At 62.9% G+C, this 21,500-nt stretch carries 14 protein-coding genes and 2 pseudogenes; 14 read left to right on the top strand and 2 right to left on the bottom strand.

Annotated elements, in window-relative coordinates; translation table 11 throughout:
• Nucleotides 1-689: 689 nt before the first annotated feature.
• The 4 genes and pseudogenes from FJ319_10780 (at nt 690) to FJ319_10765 (ending at nt 4,558) form a co-directional block, all read left to right on the top strand.
• Nucleotides 690-2,798 (top strand): hypothetical protein, encoded by a 2,109-nt coding sequence (locus tag FJ319_10780; protein MBM3934765.1) that lies wholly within the window; start codon nt 690-692, stop codon nt 2,796-2,798.
• A gap of 194 nt (nt 2,799-2,992) precedes the next feature.
• Nucleotides 2,993-3,223: pseudogene (locus FJ319_10775) on the top strand (AbrB/MazE/SpoVT family DNA-binding domain-containing protein).
• A 164-nt stretch (nt 3,224-3,387) separates the two neighbouring features.
• Complete coding sequence (locus tag FJ319_10770; protein ID MBM3934764.1) at nt 3,388-3,762, top strand: type II toxin-antitoxin system VapC family toxin; 375 nt, start codon at nt 3,388-3,390, stop codon at nt 3,760-3,762.
• A 109-nt stretch (nt 3,763-3,871) separates the two neighbouring features.
• Nucleotides 3,872-4,558 carry a 50S ribosomal protein L25 gene (locus tag FJ319_10765; GenBank protein MBM3934763.1) on the top strand — a complete coding sequence of 229 codons (687 nt, stop codon included), beginning with the start codon at nt 3,872-3,874 and terminating at the stop codon, nt 4,556-4,558.
• A gap of 100 nt (nt 4,559-4,658) precedes the next feature.
• Here FJ319_10765 and FJ319_10760 read toward each other — a convergent pair.
• Nucleotides 4,659-5,705, bottom strand: a pseudogene (locus FJ319_10760) (mandelate racemase/muconate lactonizing enzyme family protein).
• Nucleotides 5,706-5,957: 252 nt separating this feature from the next.
• On the opposite strand from FJ319_10760, the gene FJ319_10755 reads away from it, so the two are divergent.
• The 8 genes from FJ319_10755 (at nt 5,958) to FJ319_10720 (ending at nt 16,947) form a co-directional block, all read left to right on the top strand.
• On the top strand, nt 5,958-7,976 hold the full coding sequence (locus tag FJ319_10755) for a VWA domain-containing protein (protein MBM3934762.1): 2,019 nt from the start codon (nt 5,958-5,960) through the stop codon (nt 7,974-7,976).
• Between the two features lie 157 nt (nt 7,977-8,133).
• Entirely contained in the window at nt 8,134-8,667 is a 534-nt protein-coding gene (locus FJ319_10750) for a hypothetical protein (GenBank protein ID MBM3934761.1), read from the top strand.
• Between the two features lie 11 nt (nt 8,668-8,678).
• The gene (locus tag FJ319_10745) at nt 8,679-10,481 is read left to right on the top strand and encodes a hypothetical protein (protein MBM3934760.1); all 1,803 of its coding nucleotides are present in this window, start codon (nt 8,679-8,681) and stop codon (nt 10,479-10,481) included.
• A gap of 50 nt (nt 10,482-10,531) precedes the next feature.
• Complete coding sequence (locus tag FJ319_10740; protein ID MBM3934759.1) at nt 10,532-11,407, top strand: MBL fold metallo-hydrolase; 876 nt, start codon at nt 10,532-10,534, stop codon at nt 11,405-11,407.
• A complete protein-coding gene (locus FJ319_10735) occupies nt 11,404-11,610 on the top strand; it encodes a type II toxin-antitoxin system HicB family antitoxin (GenBank protein ID MBM3934758.1) in 207 nt (68 codons plus the stop codon). The genes FJ319_10740 and FJ319_10735 overlap by 4 nt, the downstream gene beginning before the upstream one ends.
• Nucleotides 11,597-11,827, top strand: a complete 231-nt coding sequence (locus FJ319_10730; protein MBM3934757.1) for a type II toxin-antitoxin system HicA family toxin — start codon at nt 11,597-11,599, stop codon at nt 11,825-11,827. The genes FJ319_10735 and FJ319_10730 overlap by 14 nt, the downstream gene beginning before the upstream one ends.
• Nucleotides 11,828-12,041: 214 nt before the next feature.
• A complete protein-coding gene (mfd, locus tag FJ319_10725) occupies nt 12,042-15,599 on the top strand; it encodes a transcription-repair coupling factor (protein ID MBM3934756.1) in 3,558 nt (1,185 codons plus the stop codon).
• A 13-nt stretch (nt 15,600-15,612) separates the two neighbouring features.
• Complete coding sequence (locus tag FJ319_10720) at nt 15,613-16,947, top strand: flagellar biosynthesis protein FlgA (GenBank protein MBM3934755.1); 1,335 nt, start codon at nt 15,613-15,615, stop codon at nt 16,945-16,947.
• Here the strand turns inward: FJ319_10720 and FJ319_10715 are convergent.
• Nucleotides 16,944-17,660, bottom strand: a complete 717-nt coding sequence (locus FJ319_10715) for an HAD-IA family hydrolase (protein ID MBM3934754.1) — start codon at nt 17,658-17,660, stop codon at nt 16,944-16,946. The two genes, FJ319_10720 and FJ319_10715, sit on opposite strands and share 4 nt — an antisense overlap.
• A 51-nt stretch (nt 17,661-17,711) precedes the next feature.
• Between FJ319_10715 and FJ319_10710 the strand changes: the two genes are divergently transcribed.
• The gene (locus tag FJ319_10710) at nt 17,712-18,716 is read left to right on the top strand and encodes a hydrogenase expression protein (protein MBM3934753.1); all 1,005 of its coding nucleotides are present in this window, start codon (nt 17,712-17,714) and stop codon (nt 18,714-18,716) included.
• A gap of 187 nt (nt 18,717-18,903) precedes the next feature.
• Nucleotides 18,904-21,288 (top strand): hypothetical protein, encoded by a 2,385-nt coding sequence (locus tag FJ319_10705; protein ID MBM3934752.1) that lies wholly within the window; start codon nt 18,904-18,906, stop codon nt 21,286-21,288.
• The last annotated feature ends 212 nt before the right edge of the window (nt 21,289-21,500 follow it).

The raw sequence follows: 21,500 nt of genomic DNA, 5'->3' as shown, positions 1-21,500 counted from the left end.
CGCCCCTCCAGAACAAGGTTCAGTATCTGTGCTCTCTTCGCTTCTCGCTCGGTCAAATGTAGTCCTCTCATGGACTGACATATTCACTGAGCAGTTACCTACTGACAATATCACTGAGCAAAGACACCCGTTCGGCTTTGAGACTTGAATGCTGGAAACATCATGTATTACCATGCATGCAACCGATTTCATATTTGGGCTCACGTGGAGGTTGCGCATGAGTACGAGTCCCACGGCGGTGGACTCCAGTAGGCCGGTCAGTCATGGCCGCTAACGGTAAAGACAAGAGATGGACCTTCCTGACCAACCACGCCGTCGTCTACTTTCACCTTCTTGACCGCCCCAAGGACACAATTCGCGAGATTTCCGACACACTGAACCTGGCGGAGAGGACGGTCGCAGGCATCCTCGCGGACCTTCGCGCCGAGGGGGTACGTCGAGGTAGAAAAGAATGGCAAGCAGAACATCTACTCCGTGAATTCGAGCCTCAAGATGAGTCACCCGCTTCACTCCAGCTATTCGGTCGAAGAGTTCTTCAGCCTTCTCAGCCGCGCCACATCTTCTTGAGGCCGGGACCCGTTTGTGGTTAACTAACCCCGTCTCGTCACCGCGGTGCGCCAGATGGCGCCCCCAAAGCGTGCCCTCCTTTAACTCTTCCAACACCCTGAAATACTCACCAGGAGTCTACGATGACGCTTCGCGATACCTTGTCAAAGCTGAAGCCAGGCACCATCACCACAATTGCAGGGTCCTTTCGGAAGGAGGGTGTGCCGGCGAAGGAGGCGGATGCCGGCTGGCCGCTTGGGGTCGTCCGATGGCACAAGACCGGCGAGCTCGTCATCGCCGACTACCACATGAACGTCCTCTGGCGGATAAACAAGGTCGGTATCCTGCACAGGCTGGCCGGGACGGGTGTGCCCGGTTACACCGGGGACGGCGGCCAGGCGCTGGAAGCGCAGCTGAGCGCGCCTCATGACCTCGCCCAGGACAGGAAGGGCAACCTCTACTTCTCAGACCTGGCCAACCAGGTCTACAGGCGGATAGACGTCAATACCGGCATCATCACGACGGTGATCGGCTCCGGCAAGCTGGGTAGGGGAGGCAACGGCGGCCCGGCCACCGAGGCGGAGCTGGATACGCATTGTGGAATAGCTATAGCAGATAACGGGGACATCTACATCTCTTCCGAGTGGGCGAACGATATCCGCAAGGTGGACGCGAAGACGGGGATCATCACGCACTTCGCGGGGTACCAGGCGCGCGACTTCGCCACGGAGCGGGGCAACAGCCGCCCAACGCATGGGCCGGGCCTCAGCCTTGGCGGGTACTCCGGGGACAATGGGCCAGCGGAGACGGTCGCGTTCTACCACCCCGAGCACCTGGCCTTCGACACGAAGGGCAACCTCTACGTCTGCGATAACTCCAATGACCGCGTCCGCAAGATAGACATGAAGACGAGGACCGTAACCACCGTCATCGGCAATGGCCAGCGCGCATCGAACGGCGACGGAGGCCCGGCGACGGAGGCGAGCATCCTGATGCCGGACGCTATATTCGTGGACGTCCACGACAACCTTTACGTCGGCGAGAAGTACGGATGTCGCGTGCGAAAGGTGGACGCGAAGACCGGGATAGTGACGACGATCGCCGGCAACGGACAGCCGGGCTTCGGCGAGGAGGACGTGCCGGGCACGGAGAGCACGTGCAACGTGGTGGAGGTGGGCCTGTGGGCTGACCCGAACGGCGACGTCTTCTACGGCGACACGGGCGGCAGGCTGAGGAAGGTGGACGGTAAGACGGGGATTGTCTCCACCGTGCTGGGCGGGACATCTGTGCACGATAACGGCCCGGCCATTAACGGCTTTCTCTGCGGCCCGGCGGGCATCTGCGCGGCGCCGGACGGCACGGTCTACCTGGCGGACCAGTGGGGGCAGAGGATTCGCAGCATAGACGCGGGCGGGACCATCCGGACGGTCGCCGGGAACGGCGCGCGGGCGTATGGCGGCGACGGCGGTCAGGCGACACAGGCGTATCTGGGCAATCCCATGGACGTTGCGGTGGACTCCAGGGGCAGGATTGTCATATGCGACACTCGCCACAGCCATGTGCGCCGGGTTGAGCTGGATGGGACGATCCACAACGTCGCCGGCGCGGCGTTCCCCTGGGACCGTGGGGATGGCGGCCCGGCGGTGTGCGCCACGCTGGTCCACCCTATTTCCGTCACGGTGGGACCCAACGACGACATCTACATCGGCGATACGATCGGGCGCATCCGCAAGGTGGACTCAAAAACCGGAATCATCACGACCGTGGCGGGGATTGGAATATCCGGTTACACCGGGGACGGCGGGCCGGCGACGAAGGCTCGGATCGGCAGCCCGAACGACATCGCCTTCGACCGGGCGGGGAACATGTACTTCGCCGACAGCGCGAGCCACGTTATCAGGAAAGTGGACGCGAAGGGGACAATTACCACAGTGGCGGGCATCGGGAAGAAGGGCTTTTCGCCAGACGGCGCCGTGGCGACAAAAGCTGCTATCTCAAGGCCCCAGGGGGTGGCGATCAAAGGCGACGGTACCGTGTATTTCTCAGACTCCGGGAACAACCGGGTAAGCCGCATCACAAAGGACGGCAAGCTGGAGACGGTCGCCGGGGCAGAGAAGGCCGGGTACCACAGCGACGGCGGCCCGGCGGCGAAGGCCGGTCTCAGCTCCCCCAGCGGCCTCTGTTTCTACGGCAACGACGTGCTGCTTATCAGCGATCACTTCAATCACCTGGTCAGAGCGGTCAGACTGTAGCGCGCCGGCACGTGAATGTCTGAAGTGGCATCCGAGCGAGGTTTGTGCCATAATTATATTGTAAATGGCACCAAGGTTGAGGTAATGGAATGGCAAGGAAGCCGGTTCAAAAGATAAGCGATGTATCGGTCGAATACCATGTCAGGCAGCAGCCCGCGTACACTGCCGCGGAAGAGGAGTCCGGATTCAGGCTCGTGAACGTGGGTCCGCAAGGCAGAGTGGTATTACCCGCCGTCTACAGGGTTGCCCTTGGCCTCGGGGAGGGCGACCAGCTTGTTGCGCGGGTGGATGCCGGCCGGCTGGTCCTTGAGACAAGGGAAAACATTCTGCGGCGGCTTCAGGTGCATGTGAGAGGCTCTGTGCGGCCTGGCGTGAGCCTTGCGGATGAGCTGGTGGCTGAGAGAAGGACGGAGGCCCGGAGGGAGGCCGAGGAATCGGAGGCTGAGTTGAGGTCGCAAGGTCGGGACCCGGAAGAGGTCTTCGCGAGGATGGAGTCTGATTCGCGCAGGAAGCTTGAGGCACGCTTCGGCGGCCTCTCAGCCGGACGTACGCTGCATGGGAGGCGAGATTGACCTCTCGCCCACTTGGAATGGTGCTGGACGCGTCCGCACTTCTCGCCGTTTTGAAGGATGAAACGGGCAAAGAGCGCGTCATCCCTTACCTGTCCGGTTCGGCCATCTCCACCGTGAACCTCTCCGAGGCGCTGCAGAAGGTGATGGAGGGCTCTGCCGACTCCACAATGGTGCTGGAGGGCATACGTGCCCTCGGCCTGTCGTTCGTCCCGTTTTCAGATTCGGATGCAGAGGTCGCTGCTCTGCTCCGTGGGCTTACTTACAGGCATGGGCTGTCATTCGGCGACCGGGCATGCCTCGCTCTCGGCCTTCGGCTTGGTCTGCCGGTTCTGACGACCGATAAGGCATGGTCGGGAGTGAGCGTGGGCGTGGAGGTGCGGCTGATCAGGTGATGCCCGTCCCGGAATCTGGCGCTGCCGGAAAGTTGTGTTATACTAGCAGGGTTGTCTCTCGCCATGCCGAGGGTCAGACCACGTTTCACGTCGAAAGTGAGAAGCTCTAATGGACATACTCAGCATCAAGCTCGCGCCCCGCACTGTGACCGGCAAAAAGGTCAAGCAGCTACGAAGGCAGGGCATTGTGCCCGTGCACTTCTACGGCGAGGGCACGGCCCCGCAGTCCCTTCAGGTGGACGCCCTGGTGCTCCGCCGCCTGGTGCCGAAGGCAGGCACGAACCACCCGGTCTCGGTCGAGATCGACGGCGGCAAGGGCGAGAACATCTGCTTCCTCCGCGAGATCCAGCGCCACCCCGTCACGGAGGACTATCTCCATGTGGACTTCATACGCGTGGATGTGACGCACAAGGTGGAGGCCGAGGTGCCTATTATCACCGAGGGCGAGGCGCCCGCGCTGGCCTCCGGCGGTATCCTGTACATATCGCACAACCACCTGACGGTGGAGGCGCTCCCGCTCCAGATGCCGGACAAGATACACATCAATCTCGCGCCGCTGACCACGTTCGACAAGGCGATCCGCGTCGAGGACATCAAGCTTGCCGAGGGCATCAGGATCCTCATGGACCCGCACGAGGTTTTGGTGAAGGCGATGCCGCAGGCCGTCGACCGCACGCCTGTCGGCGCCGCTGCTGCGGCCGCTGCCGAGGGCGAGGCCGCGAAGGCGCCTGAGGCGACCGCCCAGAAGGGCGAAGCCAAGGAAGCGGCCGCTCCCGCCAAGGGCGGCAAGGGCTAACATAGCTCCACAAGGCACAAAAATAGGGGCCCGCCAACATCGCGTTGGCGGACCCTTCTGTTTATCCTTCAACCGACTACCGATTACCGACTACCGACTACTACCCTACGCGGTACTTCGCCAGCTCCTTCTCGTTGAGTTCCACGCCGAAGCCCGGGCGCTCGGGCGGGTTGAGCAGGCCCTTGTTTAGCAGCAGCGGGTTCTTGAACGTCCTGTCGTACATGGGGTCGGTTGAGCCGCTGTAGTACTCCACGATCAGTCCGTTGGACACGCCCGCCACAACATGCACGCCGATGTCCTGCATGCCGTGCGGGGATATGGGGATGTCGTGCGCCTCGGCGAGCGCGGCCACCTTCTTTATCTCCGTGATGCCGCCCATGATGAGCGGGTCCGGCTGGAGGATGGAGGCCGAGCGGTTTTCGATGAGGTCGCGGAAGCCGTACCGCGTGTACTCGTTCTCGCCCGTCGCTATCGGGATGGTCGTGTGCTGGGCGATGTGGGCGTGGCCCTTGTAGTCGTCCGGGCTCACGGGCTCCTCGAACCAGAATGGGTCGTACGGCTCCATCTTCGCGGCGATGCGGACGGCGTCGTAGTGGCGGTAGGCGCAGTTGGCGTCCACCATTACCTTGATCTTCGGGCCGACCGTTTCGCGGACCACTCGAACTCGCTCCACGTCCTCGTGGATGGGTACGCCGCCGATTTTCATCTTCACAGCCGTCGCTCCCATTTTGAGCGCCGCTTCCATCTCCTGGGCCAGATCCTTCAGTCCCTTGCCCTCCTCGTAGTAGCCGCCGGCGATATAAACGGGGACCGCGCTTGAGAAGCCGCCGAGAAGCTTGTAGACCGGCATGTTGGCGACCTTCCCGCGGATGTCCCACAGGCCGATATCGATGCCGGAGATGGCGCGCGTCGTGACGCCGCGGCGGCCGATCAGCTTCGGCTGCCACAGGGCTGCCCAAACCTGCTCATTGTTCAGCGGGTCCATGCCGATGATCTGATTCTTGAAGTGATTGACCGCGGTCGCCACCATCTTGCCGTCGTCAGTGAGTCCGCCGGCGAACCCGAGGCCCGTGATGCCCTGGTCCGTCTCGATTTTTAGCAGGTTCAGCCCGGAGTGGGCGTAGACATACATGCCGTTGCGGATGGGCCGGTGACGCGGCCACCGGTAGATTTCAACCTTCACATCGGTGATCTTCACGCCTGATATCTCCTTGGAAGCGGTCAAAACGTTCGTGTAAATATATCACGACGACGGAGGCTTGAAACGGCCCCGCCGATGGGGACTACGCAACACGTACGTTTGGACTACATATTCTTGGATGGACAAAATCGGCCGTACATGTAGTATTATGGCAGCATAGCAGTTCAACCCCTTGTGGAGTTGCCTGAAAGGTAGCTGATGACTACTTATCGATATTCAAAGTGGGACGGCAGCCAGGAGATATCGGGCCTCAACGAGGACGAGCTCCTTGACGCGCTCTCCCATGACATCCTGGAGCACGGCGACGTGGACCGGGCGCTGAGGGACATGTTCCAGCGCGGCGTACGCGACCGGCAGAACGACCGCCAGGTCAACGGCCTGCGCGACCTTATGGAGCGGCTAAAGGAGCAGCGCCGGGAGCAGCTCTCCCAGCACAACATGGGCAAGATGATGGACGAGATCAAGGAGCGCCTGCAGGACGTTGTCGAGACTGAGCGGCAGGGCATCCAGCGGCGTCTCCAGGTTGCGCGGGAGCAGCTCAAGGGGGACCCCAAGCAGGCGGAGTCCATGAAGGGCCCCATGAAGTTTCTGGAGGACCGCGCGAAGAAGGCCAACGAGGCGCTGGACAATCTTCCGGACAGCACGGCAGGCGCGATTCGCGAGCTGAGCGACTACGACTTCATGGACCCGGAGGCGCACCGCAAGTTCCAGGAGCTCATGGATATGCTTAAGCAGCATATGATGGAGCAGTTCCTGGACAGGATGCGGCAGGAGCTCGAGGAGATCACGCCGCAGCAGATAGAAGACCTCAAGAAGATGACGCGCGCCCTCAACCAGATGCTGCGCGACCGGTCGAACGGGAAGGACCCAAAGTTCGACGAGTTCATGAAGGAGTTCGGCGACTACTTCGATCCGAACCGTGCGGGAAGCCTGGACGAGCTGATCCAGCGGATGCAGGCGCAGATGTCCGCCATGCAGGCACTGCTGCGGAGCATGTCGCCGCAGCAGCGGGGAGAGCTGGACCAGATGACCGCGCCGGGCATCGACCCCGAGCTCATGCAGGAGCTTTCCGACCTGGCAGGTCAGGTCCTCAGCCTCCTGCCGTTGAGCGAGGCCGCGCGCGACTTTCCCCCGTATGAGTCCGTCGCCATGGAAGAGGCGATGGACCTGATGGACAGCCTCGAATCTATCGACGAGCTTGAGAAGCAGATCTCGCGCGCCATCCGGAACGGCGACGTCAGCGCCATCGACCCGGACCTGGTCGAAGAGACGCTGGGTGAGGACGCGCGCAAACAGCTTGAGCAGCTCCAGCAGGTGTTGAAGCAGCTCCAGGAGTCCGGCTATCTCAAGGACGAGAACGGCAAGCTGGAGCTGACGGCCCGAGGCATCCGCAAGGTGGCGCAGCAGGCCCTCAAGGAGGTCTTCTCCGAGCTAAAGAAGGACAGGGCGGGCCAGCACCAGCTATACCAGCGCGGCGCCAGCGGCGAAGCGACTGCAGAGACGAAGCAGTACGAATACGGCGACCCGTTCGACCTGGACCTTGTGCGGACCGTGTTCAACGCCGTCACGCGAGAGGGCGGCGACCTGCCTGTGCACATCACGCCGCCGGACATGGAGATCAACCGCACCGAGCACGTCACGCAGGCGGCTACCGTGCTCCTGGTTGACCAGAGCCGGTCGATGGGGCTTATGGGCAACTTCGCCGCCGCGCGGAAGGTTGCACTGGCGCTCTTCTGGCTCATCCAGAGCAAGTTCCCGCGCGACCACTTCTACGTGATCGGGTTCTCCGACTACGCTATCGAGGTCAAAGGCGAAGAGTTGCCCAAGCTCACATGGAACACCTACGGCGCGGGGACGAACATGCACCACGCGTTCATGCTGTCCCGCAAGCTCCTCTCAAACTACAAGGGGGCTACGCGCCAGATACTGATGATCACCGACGGTGAGCCCACGGCGCACCTCGAGGAAGACCGCGCCTATTTCAGCTACCCGCCGAGCTACAAGACCATCGACGAGACGCTGAAGGAAGTGAAGCGGTGCACCGAGGCGGACATCAAGATCAACACGTTCATGCTTGAGTCGAACCCGTACCTGGTGGACTTTGTGGACAAGATGACGAAGATCAACCAGGGCAGGGCGTTCTATACGACGGCCGACAAACTTGGCCAGTACGTGATGGTGGACTACCTGAATAGCAGCAAACGAGTGCTGCGCTAGGCAGTTGCAGCGAAAGACTGTTCAACGAGGGCGGCCGCGTGGCCGCCCTCGTTTTTGTTCCGCCGGCAGTATTTCGTAGTGCGCCGGATGACGAATTGACGGATAATGAAGGCGTAACGCCATCGACCCGAAAAGTGTCCTGACAGGAGGTGACCTGATGTCCAGGATGTGGCTGATTGGAGGCGGCATATTCGTTGCGGTGCTGCTGGTTGCGAGCATCGCGATTGCGCTCACACAGAAAGAAGAGGTCTTCGCAGACGGGACCCCGGAGCGCACGGTGCAGCTATACCTGAAGGCGCTCGAAGACGAGGACTACACCGAGGCGTACGGTTACCTGGGCGCGGAGCTCAGGGACGGCTGCACCGTCGACGAGTTCGCGCGCGACGGCGCATACGCCAGGTCCACGCTCGGCCAGAACCGCGTGACTCTGCGCGATACAGACATGGTCGCGGGCGCGGCGGTAGTGACACTGCGGGTGGCATACGTCTCCAGCGACGGCCTGTTTGGTTCCGGACAGTACAGCTCCGACTACGTTTACCGGCTAAGGCAGGAGAGTGGGCAGTGGCGGTTCACTGAGGACCCGCAGTGGCCATTTGTGGGCTGCATGGCGTACCGTGAGCCGAAGCCATTGCCGGTTGTGCCTGTAACGCCCACGCCGCGACCGTCGCCGACACCGTCGGCGGGAAGCTAGGAGGCACAGCAATGGACAGTGCAACCCTCCTGGCCCTGGTCCCCTTGCTCTTCATGGCCGGTGTAATTGCCGTGATTGTCTACGGCATCGTCGCGCTGACAAGGCGGCGTAGCGAGGCGCCGGACCTGGACCCTGGCATCGGCACCGTGCGGCGGCTCTACTTCTACATCGTGTCTTTTGCCGCCCTCACTATGGCGACCACCGGTGTTGTCCTGCTGGGCGTCGCCGTGCTCGATGCCATATTCGGCGGCGCGGCCGTCTCCGGTTCCAGCGAAGGCGTCGCGCTCGGAATAGCCCTTACCGTCGTGGGCCTGCCCCTATGGTGGTTCCACTGGCGGACTGTCACCCGCTACGTTGCGACAATGCCCGCGGAGCGGCGGTCGGTTTTCCGCAAGGCATACATATACCTCGTCCTGCTAACGTCGATCGGCTTCGTCATCGGCACAGGAGTCGCTATAGTCCGATTCCTGTTCGGAGGGACGGAGTTCGCCGCGTTTCCATGGGCAGCGTTTGTTGTCTGGGAGGCCGTCTGGTTCTTCCATATGCGTCTCGAGGACGCGGAGGGTCAGCCGACGCCGGAGACTCTGGCGGTGAGGCGGCTTTACCTCTACATCGTCGCTGCGGGGACATTAGCGGCCGCAGCCACAGGTACTGCGCTGGTCATCCACACGATACTGCGGGACGCATACGACGCCGTGACCGGGCTGAGGGTGGTCGGGGGCGGCTTCTGGAACGACAGCTTCAAGACATACCTTGCGATTGCCCTGGTGAACTGGCCTGCGTGGGCTGACCACTGGCTGCATCGCGCCCGAGGCGACTACGATTCCACGCTCAGGCAGGTCTATCTCTACCTGCTCGCAATCCTGGGCGGGCTGCTCACAGTCATCATCGCAGTGGGTGTCACGGTCTACGGCCTGCTTGAATGGGTTGTGGGCGTGCCGGAGCTCCCCGCGGCCGACCACTTCCGCTTCCTTTCCGGCACTGTCGCTTCGGTCATTGTGGGTGCGGGAATACTGGTCTACCACGCGATGGTCGCCACAACTGAGGCCAGAGACCACCCGCAGCCAACGCAGTCCGCGCGGCAGTCGTATGCGTACCTGTTGGCTGCGATAGGCCTTTTCACCCTGGCGACAGGAATAATGAACCTGACCGGCATGTTCATCCGCCTCGTCACAGAGTCAGGCGATGGCGTAATCACGGGCGCGGACGCCTGGCGCGATGCGCTGGACCTGGCGCTAACGCTCGGGATAATTGGCGGGCCGCTGTGGGGCTTCTACTGGCGCAGGGCGCGGCTCAAGGCTGAGGCCGTGGGCCCAGCAGAGCGGAACTCCCAGCCAAGGCGAATGTTCATATTCCTCGTCCTTGGCGCGGGGATGCTTGCCTTTCTGGGGAGCGTGAGCTTCTTCCTGTTCGTCATCCTGCGGGAGGTCCTTGAAGGGACTCCGTCGCAGATTCTCGAAGGCGCTCAGGGGGCACTGTCGCTACTGGCGCCGGTGGCGATCTTCCTGCCGTACTACTGGATGGTCTACCGGGAGGACCGCCGCCTTGCGCCTGAGGAGACCGAGGTAGCAGAGCGCCCGGCGCGGAAGCAGGTCTCCGTGCTGGTGGCGGAGGGGGGAGGGCCATTTGTGGCGGCGTTGGAGGCGGCGCTTGGATATGGAGTGACCACCCTCAGGTGGGCGGACGCCGATGCCGGCCTGGCGGAAGGCGGGGCGGACGCCGGCGCGGTGGCCGAGCGGGTCGCGGCGGCGGCGGGCGAGCGCGTGCTGGTGATAGCGCGCGGGGACCGCGTGGACGTGGTGTCGTACAGGTAGCGAGCTTCTGCTAAACTTCGGGTAATCTCCTGGGAGGTAGAGCATTAGCTATGGCACGCGTTTATGTGCTCGGCGCGGGGACGCCGACCCCAACGTCGACCAGGTTCGGCTCTGCGTATGTGCTTGAGGCTGCCGTCCGGCAGATCATGATCGACTGCGGCCCGGCGACTACGCACAAGCTGGTCAAGGCTGGCCTGTGGCCCACGAAGATCGACCACCTCTTCTTCACTCACCACCACTTCGACCACGACATCGATTACCCCTGCTTCCTCCTTTGCCGGTGGGACCAGAGCATAGGCAAGGAGAACATGCTCCAGGTATTCGGCCCGCAGCCGACGGAGCGCATTACAAAGGGGCTGATGGACGAGCAAATCGGCGTCTTTTCGCACGACTGGAAGGCACGGGTCGGACACCCGTTGAGCCAGAAGGTGTACGTCAACCGCGGCGGCAAACTGCCGCGGAGGCCGCCGGAGATCTCGGCGAAGGACATCCTCGCCGGCAAGGTCTATTCAGGCAACGACTGGGAGGTCACAGCGGCGCCGGGCGAGCACGTGCAGCCGTTCCTGGACTCCCTCGCGTACCGGTTCGATACGTCTGAAGGCAGCGTCGTCTTCACCGGCGACACGCAGCCGTGCGAGTCTGTAATTTGCCTGGCGAAGAACGCGGATGCGATGGTCTGCATGTGCTGGGACGACCAGGACCGGATGAATGAAAACGGCGAGGGCGGCGGCCAGTGCGGCACCGTCGGCGCCGCGCAGATGGCGCAGGCGGCCGGAGTGAAGTCGCTTGTGCTTTCGCACATAGGCCCCCACCTTTCAAAGCCGGAGTCGATGGCGAAGGGTATGGCCGACATTAAGAAGGTCTACGATGGCGAGGTCATCTTCACCGACGAGCTTATGACGGTGGAGGTAGGGAGGAAGGCATGAAGCGCAAATTCTCGGCAAGCGTATGGAAGGAAGAAGCCCAGTACGTGGCCCAGTGCCTTGAGGTGGACGTGGCGAGCCAGGGCGAGTCTGAACTCGAAGCCCTGAACAATCTCCGCGAAGCGCTGGAGTTGTACTTCGAAGAGCCAATGCCAGAAGCTGCGCCCAAGCTGCGTACTATTGAGGTGGAAGTTGGCGCCGCTTAATCCCTTGCCGTTTCGTGAGGTGCGGCGAAGGCTGATTGCGGCTGGATTTGCCGTGCATTCGCGGCGAGGGAGCCACATAAAGTTCGTCAAAGTAGCCAGTGGACATACGCGCACAGTCATCGTTCCGGAACATCGAGAGATTGCGACAGGAACGCTTCGCAGCATTATCCGCCAAGCGGGACTCAGCACCGATGAGTTTTCAATCCTGTCGGGCTAAGAAGTGGGCGAGCGTGGACGGCACGGCCGTCGATATTTCCGAGCGCGGGTGGAAAACCTCGCGCTAGCGACGTAATCGCAAGAGAAGCCCGGACACGTCCCCGTGCCCGGGCGTGATAGAATTACTGACAGGCTAGTCCCATTTCGGCGGACTGGCCTTTTTCCCGTTCCGCTGGAACGGAACCGCCCACGTCAATAGTGAGAAAGGCCACAGGATGAGTCTGAGCATTCTCGGAGGGTTTTTCGAGACCGCTCCCGAGTTCAAGAGGCTGCTGTCAGCGTTGAAGCAAGACCGCGTGAGCCTGCGCGTGCAGGTGTTGCCCGAGGGTGCGCCGGCGTCCCTTGCTACGCTGAGAGCTCGACTGGGCGCACCCATGATCGTGGTGACGCCGCGACCTGAGGACGCCCGCCGCCTTGCGGAGCAGGCAGCGCTCTGGAGCGCCGACGAGGGCGCCGTCCTCCATTACCTTGAGACGGAGACGCTGCCGTTCGAGCGACTCGTTACCGACCCGTACACCACGCAGCAGCGCCTGCGGGCACTCTACGCGCTCACCGGCCCGGCCGCGGCCGCCACCATGGTCATAGCCTCCACCTCCGCCGTGGTCCAAAAGACGGTGGACAGGAAGACATTCGAATCCAATACGCATACCGTCAGGGCAGGGCAGAGGCTTGAGATGGACGAGACCCTGGCACACTGGCGCGCGATGGGCTACAAGGTGGAGCCCGCCGTGGACGCGCCGGGTCTCGTCAGCCGTCGCGGCGGCATTATCGATATCTTCCCCGTCAACTCCGATTGGCCCGCCCGCATCGAGCTCTGGGGAGACGAAGTGGACAGCATTCGGCTCTTCGACCCCGCAACGCAGTTATCCAGGGAAGTCGTCAAGGCAATCGACATCGTTCCTGCCCGTGAGACCTTGCCAGGGCTCATCGATCGCGAGCACATGGACAGGCTCCTGAGCCGCATCGATGTGTCCAACTGCACGGGGGAGGCCCGCGACCGCATCAGCGAGGAAATAGACCTCCTCTTGAACGGCAGCGATATAGACGACCCTCACTTCTACGGCGGCCTTTTCAACCTCGGCTCAATCCTGGACTACATTCCGGACAGCGCCGTTCTGGTGCTTTTCCGCCCCTCGGATATCGTCTCCGCCGCATGGGACCTGGAGGAGCGGACCCACGACCTTCGCGAAGTTAAGGAGCAGCGAGGCGAGCTTCCCCACCTGTTCCCGTCATCGCACATGGGCTGGAAAGATGTGGACGACAAGATGCGTGGAATCGGCCGGCGGGTTGATATCACACCGTGGGGCGCCGAAGAGCTCACCCAGCAGGACGCGTTCACCCTACCTTTAGCCTCGGCGCCGGAGTTCTTCGGCAACCTGGCCGGCTTCGCGGATGACGTGAGCGGGATGATTTCCGATGGCCACCGCGTGGTCTGCATGAGCTCCGTGCCCAAACGTCTGGTGGAGATACTGGAAGAGCACGGCATTAAGGCAGAGAACCCGGCCAGGCTGAAGAAGATGCCGGAGCCGTCTACCATCACCATACTGCAGGCCACCGGCGCAGGGCTCAGCAACGGCTGGGTGGCCGCCGTAAGCGGACGCAAGCTGGTCGTCCTCAGCGACGCCGAGATATTCGGCGTGGCCAAGCACCGCCGCGCCTCCAGGCGCAAGACGATGAGGCGCGATACGTTGCTGAACGAGCTTCACCCGGGCGACTATATCGTCCACGTGGAGCACGGCATCGGCAAGTTCATGGGCACCGGGCGCAACCCTCGTGACGAGGGCGACCGGGAGTACCTGATACTCCAGTATGCCGAGGGCGACAAGCTGTTCGTCCCGATGGAGCACCTGGACCGCGTGACTCCTTACGTTGCGCCCATGGACAAGGCGCCCTCGCTAACGCGCCTTGGAACCCAGGAGTGGAAGAAGACCAGGGAGAAGGTGGAGCGCTCCACACGGGAGATGGCGGCGGAGCTGCTGACGCTCTACGCCTCGCGAGAGCTCACGGAGGGCAGGCCATCCGGGCCGGACACTCCCTGGCAGGTGCAGCTCGAAGACTCCTTTCCGTACGAAGAGACTGCAGATCAGGTCAGGACACTGGAAGAAGTAAAAGAGGACCTGGAGGCGCCGAAGCCCATGGACAGGCTGGTCTGCGGCGACGTGGGCTACGGCAAGACAGAGATCGCGCTGCGCGCAGCCTTCAAGACGGTTATGGGGGGCAGGCAGGTGGCAATACTGGTGCCGACGACCGTGCTGGCGCAGCAGCACTTCAACACCTTCTCGGAGCGTCTCAAGGCCTTCCCCGTACGGGTAGAGATGATCAGCCGGTTCAGATCGGAGCAGGAGCAGAAGGAGATCATCGAAAAGCTCCCGAAGGGCGAGATCGATATCCTGATCGGCACCCACCGCCTGATCCAGAAGGACATCAAGTTCAAGGACCTGGGTCTGGTGGTTATTGATGAAGAGCAGCGTTTCGGCGTCGTCCACAAGGAGCGCCTCAAGCAGATGCGCAACGAGGTGGACGTGCTGACGCTCACCGCCACTCCTATCCCGCGCACGCTGCATCTCTCGCTCGCCGGCATCCGCGATATGAGCACGATCATGTCCCCGCCGGACGAACGGCTGCCGATAAAGACTTACGTTTCCGAATTCAGCGACGAGCTGATCCGGGAAGTGGTGCGGCGCGAGCTGGACCGCCAGGGCCAGGTCTTCTTCCTCCACAACCGCGTCTATAACATCGAGTACATGGCGGAGTACATCAACAAGCTGGTGCCGGAGGCGCGGGTCGGCATCGGCCACGGCCAGATGGGGGAGGACCAGCTGGAAAAGGTGATGCTCGCATTCGGCAACGGCGAGCTGGACGTGCTTGTCTGCACAACGATTATTGAGTCCGGGCTGGACATACCCAACGCCAACACGCTCATAATCGACCGGGCGGACACATTCGGTCTCGCGCAGCTATACCAGCTTCGCGGGCGCATAGGCCGCTCATCCCGCCGCGCGTACGCATATCTGCTCATCCCGCCGGCCAAGAGCATCACGGAGACGGCGGAAAAGCGGCTCAAGACCATGCTGGCGGCCACGGAGCTCGGCGCGGGCTTCCAGATCGCCATGAAGGACCTGGAGATTCGTGGCGCGGGCAACATCCTGGGCGCCGACCAGAGCGGGCATATCCACGCGGTCGGCTTCGATCTCTACACCAGGCTTCTGAGCGACGCCGTGGAGGAGCTGCGGGCACAGCGGGCCGCGCAGAAGGCGAACGGAGCGAAGCCGCAGGAGGCGGCGCCGCAGCACAAGGACGATGCCAAGCCGGCGAGCGTGGAACTCGGCATTCCGGCCAATATTCCGCCCTCCTACATCGAAGACATGCCCATACGACTCAACATCTACAAGCGGATGGTCAGCGCTACCAGCCTGGAAGAGATCACAAAGATCGAATCGGAGCTGCAGGACAGGTTCGGCCCGTTGCCGTTCCAGGTCGAGAACCTCATGTACGTCGTCCGCCTCAAGATCAAGGCAGGACAGTGCGGCGTTGAGTCGATAAGCCGCGAGCCGAAGCACATCGTTATCAAGCTCCGCGGCGACACAGGCGGCGCAAAGCAGGCGCTGAAGCGTATGCTCGGCCCGAACGCAGATGTCGGCAACACGCAGATAAGACTTGACCTGACCGCCATGCCGGACGGCTGGGAAAGGCCCCTTGCGGACGCTGTGGACAGGATGCTCAACCTCAAGGAGCAGATGTCGGCCCAGTTCGCCAGGGCCGTGCCGGGATAAGAAAGGAAGCCATATGCGAGAGCGTCTACAGGCGCTGGACGAGGCCGGAACGCCCATCAAGGTGGCCGTGATCGGCTGCGGCCGTTTCGGAACGATGATGATGACCCAGATCAGGCGCGCGCCCGGGATGGAGGTGGCCGTTGCCTGCGACATGAGCGGGCAGCGCGCGGCGGCAGCGCTCGTCCAGGCCGGGTATCGCGGCGATGCGGTAGTGCGGGCGCGCACGGCCTCCGCTGCGAACGACGCCATCGCGTCCGGCCGGCCCGTCGCCACGGACGATATCCGTGTTGCGCTGGAGTCGGGCGTGGACGTTGTGGTCGAGGCGACCGGGGATCCTGACGCAGGGGCCCGACACGCCCACGGCGCGATCTCCGCGGGCAAGCACATCGTCATGGTGAACGTTGAGGCCGACGTGCTCGTTGGACCCCAGATCAAGCGCATGGCGGACAGGGCAGGGGTGGTCTACTCGCTGGCGTACGGCGACCAGCCTGCGATCATCGAGGACTTGTTCGACTGGGCTGTGAGCATGGGGTTTGAGGTCGTGGCGGCCGGCAAGGGGACGATGTACATCCCCGAGTTCCGCTTTGCGACTCCGGACGACGCGCTCACCCGCTACGGCTACAGGCTGGACGACCCTGCAACGCAGGTGCTGAACGCCCGCATGTACAACTCGTTCCTGGACGGGACGAAGTCGGCGGTGGAAATGTGCGCCGTCGCAAACATGACCGGCCTGACCCCGGACGTGCCCGGCATGCACTTTCCGCCCGCGAGCATCGCGGAGATACCGGCGCTGCTCATCCCGGAGAGCGAAGGCGGGGTCCTCAAAGGCCGCAACGTGGTGGAGGTCGTGAGCTCCTTGAGGCGCGACGGGACGCAGATAGCCGACTCGCTCCGGTGGGGAGTCTTCGTCGTCATCACCAGCGACAGCGAATACCTGCGGAGCTGCCTGAAGGAGTACGGCGTGGCGGTGGACCCGTCCGGGCGTTACGGGCTCATGTACAGGCCGTTCCATCTGATCGGCATGGAGACGCCGATGTCCATCGCGAAGGCGTACCTTTATCGCGAGCCGACCGGCGCGCCGAAGTCCCGCGTGGCGGAGGTAGCCGCCGCCGCGAAGCGCGATCTCGGGCCCGGGGAGACGCTCGACGGAGAAGGCGGGTACACGGTGTACGGGATTGTGGTGTCCGCTGCGCAGTCGGACCGGCAGTGCCTGCTGCCCATAGGGCTGAGCCACGGCGCCAGGGTGCTGCGGCCGGTGAAGAAGGGAGCAATTCTCACAGTGGAAGATGTGCGGCCGTCCGAAGGGGGCTTCGCCTGGAAGATGCGGCAGCAGGTGAACGGGAGCTAGACCTTCGCTCCCATCGCCTCGAGGATGCCCGGCAGCTCCTCCATCGACGTGATGCGGGGGCACCTGTCGAACCACGGGTGGTTGCCGTCGCGGTCTATCAGCACCGCATGGATGCCGGAACGCATGGCCCCTTCGATATCCGCGGAGACCTGGTCTCCCACGTGCACCGCCTCACCGGCCTGAACCCCGGCCTTCTCCAGCGCGAGCGCGAATATGATTGGGTCGGGCTTTTCCGCGTGCGCCTCGCCGGAGGTGGCGGCGACGTCCACGTGGCCGGTCAGGCCAAGGTCCGCCAGCAGCTGGGTGCCCGGTCGGTCCATGTTGGATATCACGCCTACCCGCAGTCCTGCCCGTCGCAGCCTGTCCATGACGGGCACAACATCCGGGAAAGTAGCCATTTCGTAAGGCGCCCGCCGCACGCCCTTCCAGATTTCAGCCGCAGTCTCAATGGACACCTCGTGCCCGCAGCCGCGCAAGACCAGTTGCTCGTACTCAGCGAAGAACCGGCGTTTGCCTTCATGGTCCATCTGCCTGATGGGCGCCCTGGCGTTCTGGTCGTTCATGAAGGCGTCCGCAGCGGCGTAGCCCTTCAGCACGCCAGCCGGCGTGAGGGCAAGGCCGAACGGCGCGCAGGCCTCAGACTGTATCTGGAAGCGCGAAGGCACAAACCCCGCAATCGTGCCGTACACGTCGAAGAAGACCGCTTTGATCATATGACGCCTATGATAGCATTCGCGTCACGTTGTTCGGCAACGGAGGGTCACATGCAGGCCGGCAAGCTCCCGTTCGATCTCCTTTCCAGGATGCTGGGGAAGATTGAGATTTCGGACCCGCGCGTCGTGGTGGGCGCGCGGCCAGGTGTGGACGCCGCCGTCATTTACGCGGGCGATCGGTACCTGGTGACAAAGACCGACCCGATCACCTTTGCAACGGACAGCATCGGGTGGTACGTGGTCCAGGTTAACGCAAACGATATTGCCGTAACGGGTGCTACTCCGAAGTGGATGATGGCAACGTTGCTCCTGCCGGAAGGCATTGAAGCCGCCAGGGTGGAGGCCATTTTCGACCAGCTCCTTGCCGCATGTCGGGACCTCGGCATCACCCTCGTGGGCGGGCACACAGAGGTCACGTACGGGCTGCCGCGGCCGATCGCCGTCGGCGCGCTTCTGGGCGAGGTAGAGAAGCACAGACTGGTGCTTTCGTCAGGCGCGAGGGCAGGGGACAGCATAGTGGTCACAAAGGGGATTGCTATCGAGGGGTCGGCAATACTGGCGCAGGAGGCGCCCGAACGCCTGGCGGCAGCCGGGGTGAGCGCAGCAACGATAGCCCGCGCCCGCGGGTGGCTGCAAACGCCCGGAATCAGCGTCGTGAGGGATTGCGCCGTGGCCCTGGCCGCGGGGGGCGTTCGTGCGATGCATGACCCAACTGAAGGCGGCCTGGCGGGCGGGCTGTCGGAGATGGCAGCGGCGTCCGGGCTCGGAGCGGAAATCGACCTGGAGCGAGTGCCTGTGTTCCCGGAGTGCGCGGAGATTTGTCGCGCGGCAGGCCTGGACCCTCTGGGCCTGATTGCCTCGGGCTCTCTCCTGGCCGCGGTTGCCCCGACCAGTGTCGATGCGGTGACCAGCGCCCTGGCCGGCGCGGGCATACCGGCGGTGGAGATCGGCCGGTTCACCCCGGCCGGCAGCGGTCTGCTGGCGCGCTCCGGAGGGAAGGCCGCACCAATGCCCGCGTTCGCCCGCGACGAGATCGCACGGTTCTTCTCGGCATGACCCGCATTCGCGACGCACGCTTCGACAATCGTAGTTCATGAATTCCATTCGCCTTTCTTTCCACGCCCTGGCCCCGTCCACGGGCATACATCGCACTGCTAGGCTTATTGACACGGCTATTTCGCCATGCTATCCCAGACTGGAACCCTTTGAGAGATTCGAATCTTGCGTTTGGCTCCGAAGCACCTTGAAAGGAGATCTGCGATTCAGGATTTTGGGATGGCGGGTATTTCTGGCGCTGGTGGCCGCTGCCGGACTGACCACCGCGGTGGCGTGTGCAGGGGAGGATGAGCCGACGCCCAATCCAACGTCGGCGGCGGCAACGGCAACCTCGCCGCCGGCGACCCAACCGACTTCGCCTCCGGGACAGCCTACCGCCGCACCGACGCAGCCGCCGGCGGGGCAGCCGACGGCCACCCCTGCGCCAGCCGGCGCCACGCCTACCCCGGTCGCGGGCAACCAGCCGTACACTCCTCCAAAGCTTTCGCCGGGCGAGTTCTCTCCATGCTGCTATGACGGCCCGGTGCCCACGCAATTCAAAGAATCGCCAATGTCGGCAGACCTCGTCAGGCAAGGCAGGATCCTCCCCCTGGAGCAGCGCCTGCCGGTGCCCACAGATGTAAAGGTATATATACCGTACAACGAGATCGGCGTTTACGGAGGCTCAATTCGGACCTACGGCACGGGCCTGCTGTACCACGACTCGACGGGGCTCCAGTACGGCCTCGACATGAGCGGAGACGGCCTCAGCCTGGTGCCGGGCATTTTCAAGACGTTCGAGGTTAGCCAGGACGGGCGCAGGCTGACCTTCCAGCTCAGGAAGGGCGCCCGCTGGTCGGACGGCTACCCGCACACCATGGAAGACGTTCGCTTCGCGCTCGAGGACCTGATGCTGAACAAGGAGCTCATGCCCGGCCTGCCGAACGACCTTCGCTCGCCGATCACGGGCAACGACTTCAAGGTAACCTTCGTAGACGACCAGACCTTCTACATCACGTTCGATGACCCCAACTGGGGCATTACCGAGTCGTCCGCGATGAACATATATTCAGGCATCAAGGGGTGCCCGCGCTGCTTCGTTGCGCCTTCGCACGTTTACAAGCGGTACCACGTCAAGTACAACGCGGCGGAGATTCCGACCCTGCTGACCAAGTACAACCAGCCGGACTGGGTCAGGATGATCACGACGATCAGGAACGTGCGCGCCTTCACCGGCATCCCGTCGGAGCCTGTCCCGACGACCTTTGACCCGAGCTACATCTACAAGGGCGAGCACTATATCTCCTGGATGGGCGGCTGGGTGATCAGGGAACTGGGTGAGAACAGCCTGATACAGACGCGCAACCACTACTTCGTGGGCGTGGACCCGGAGGGCAACCAGCTCCCCTACGCCGACGAGTTCGCGAGCTTCAAAGTTGAAAGCCGCGAAGTGGCGATGTTCAGGATGATGGCCGGAGAGATGGACTGGAACCGCAACGGCATGGTCCTCAACGAGATGCCGCTTTACATCGCGAACATGGAGAAGGGCGACTACTCCCTGTTCAAGCACGACTCGCCGGACGGCGCGGACTCCACGCTGACGGTGAACCAGGAGTTCGTCCAGGACCCTGAGATCGGCGCGCTGCTGCGAACCAAAGACTTCCGCATCGCACTTTCCCTGGCCTGGGACCGGAACGCCACCAATGAGACAGTGGCGTCCGGCCTTGGTACTCCGCGCAACATGGTCCCGCACGAGTCCACCCCGTACTTCCCGGGGCAGGACTGGACTACCCTGGATATCACCTACGATCTGGCCCGCGCCAAGAAGATCATGGCCGACCTCGGCTACACGGACGCTAACGGCGATGGGTTCCTGGACAGGAAGGACGGGAGGGGACCGCTGACGCTGTTCAGCCAGCAGACGGCCGATTACTTTCCGTACATCCAGATGCACCAGGCAAACTGGGCGCGTCTGGGCATTCGTCTGGACATCAAGGAGGGCGCGCCATACACCGGCCAGCGCAAGATCGACCCGACGGAGTACTTTGAAATGTGGTCCTCGTCCGAGGGCGGCTCCAACCCGTGGTCGTCCGGGAACCAGAGGATCGCTCCCATTGCTACGCACCAGGGCGCCGCGGCCATCGGCACTTACTACAGCACCCGGGGCGAGCAGGGCATGGCGCCCACCGGTCCGGACAGCAGGTACACGGATGCCATGGGCAAGACCGCTCCTGTCGGCACGTACCCTGCCGACATCTCCGGTAACCTGAAGAAGCTCCAGGACCTGTTGACGGACGGGTGGACGGTCTCCATGCTGTCACCCGAGCGCGTCGCCCTGGGCAAAGAGATGTCCGTCATTAACGCCCAGGAGAAGTACCAGATAGGCGGCCTCGCGTTTTCGGGGGCGTTCCGCTCCATGCAGGAGCGCAGGAATAACCTGCGCAACATGCCCCTGAACTGGTCGCCGGCGTCATCCTACTCGCTCGAGCAGTTCTATTTCGAGGACGGCCGGGACAACATGCACAACACGGGCAACAAGTCCCGGAAGTACAAGTCCATAAGCTTCCTGGACCCCAATTACTGGAACCAGTAAGCGGCCGCACCTTGAGGCGTCGATGAGAGTGGCTGGACCCGGCACTGGAAGTGAGTGCCGGGTCCAGTCCGTTTTGTTGCATCCGTGTCAATGCTCAATGACTTTGTCAGTCTTACTGCTCAGTGATTTTGTCAGTACGACTGGTTTTGGTTGAATCAGTCTCGATCTCCAAGGGTGATCTGGACCCGGCTTTCGATCCTTGGGCGTGGAGA

The organism is SAR202 cluster bacterium (genome assembly GCA_016872355.1).
In the GTDB taxonomy this organism is placed as follows: Bacteria; Chloroflexota; Dehalococcoidia; order Lucifugimonadales; family VGZY01; genus VGZY01.
This window is presented reverse-complemented; position numbering and strand designations above follow the sequence as displayed.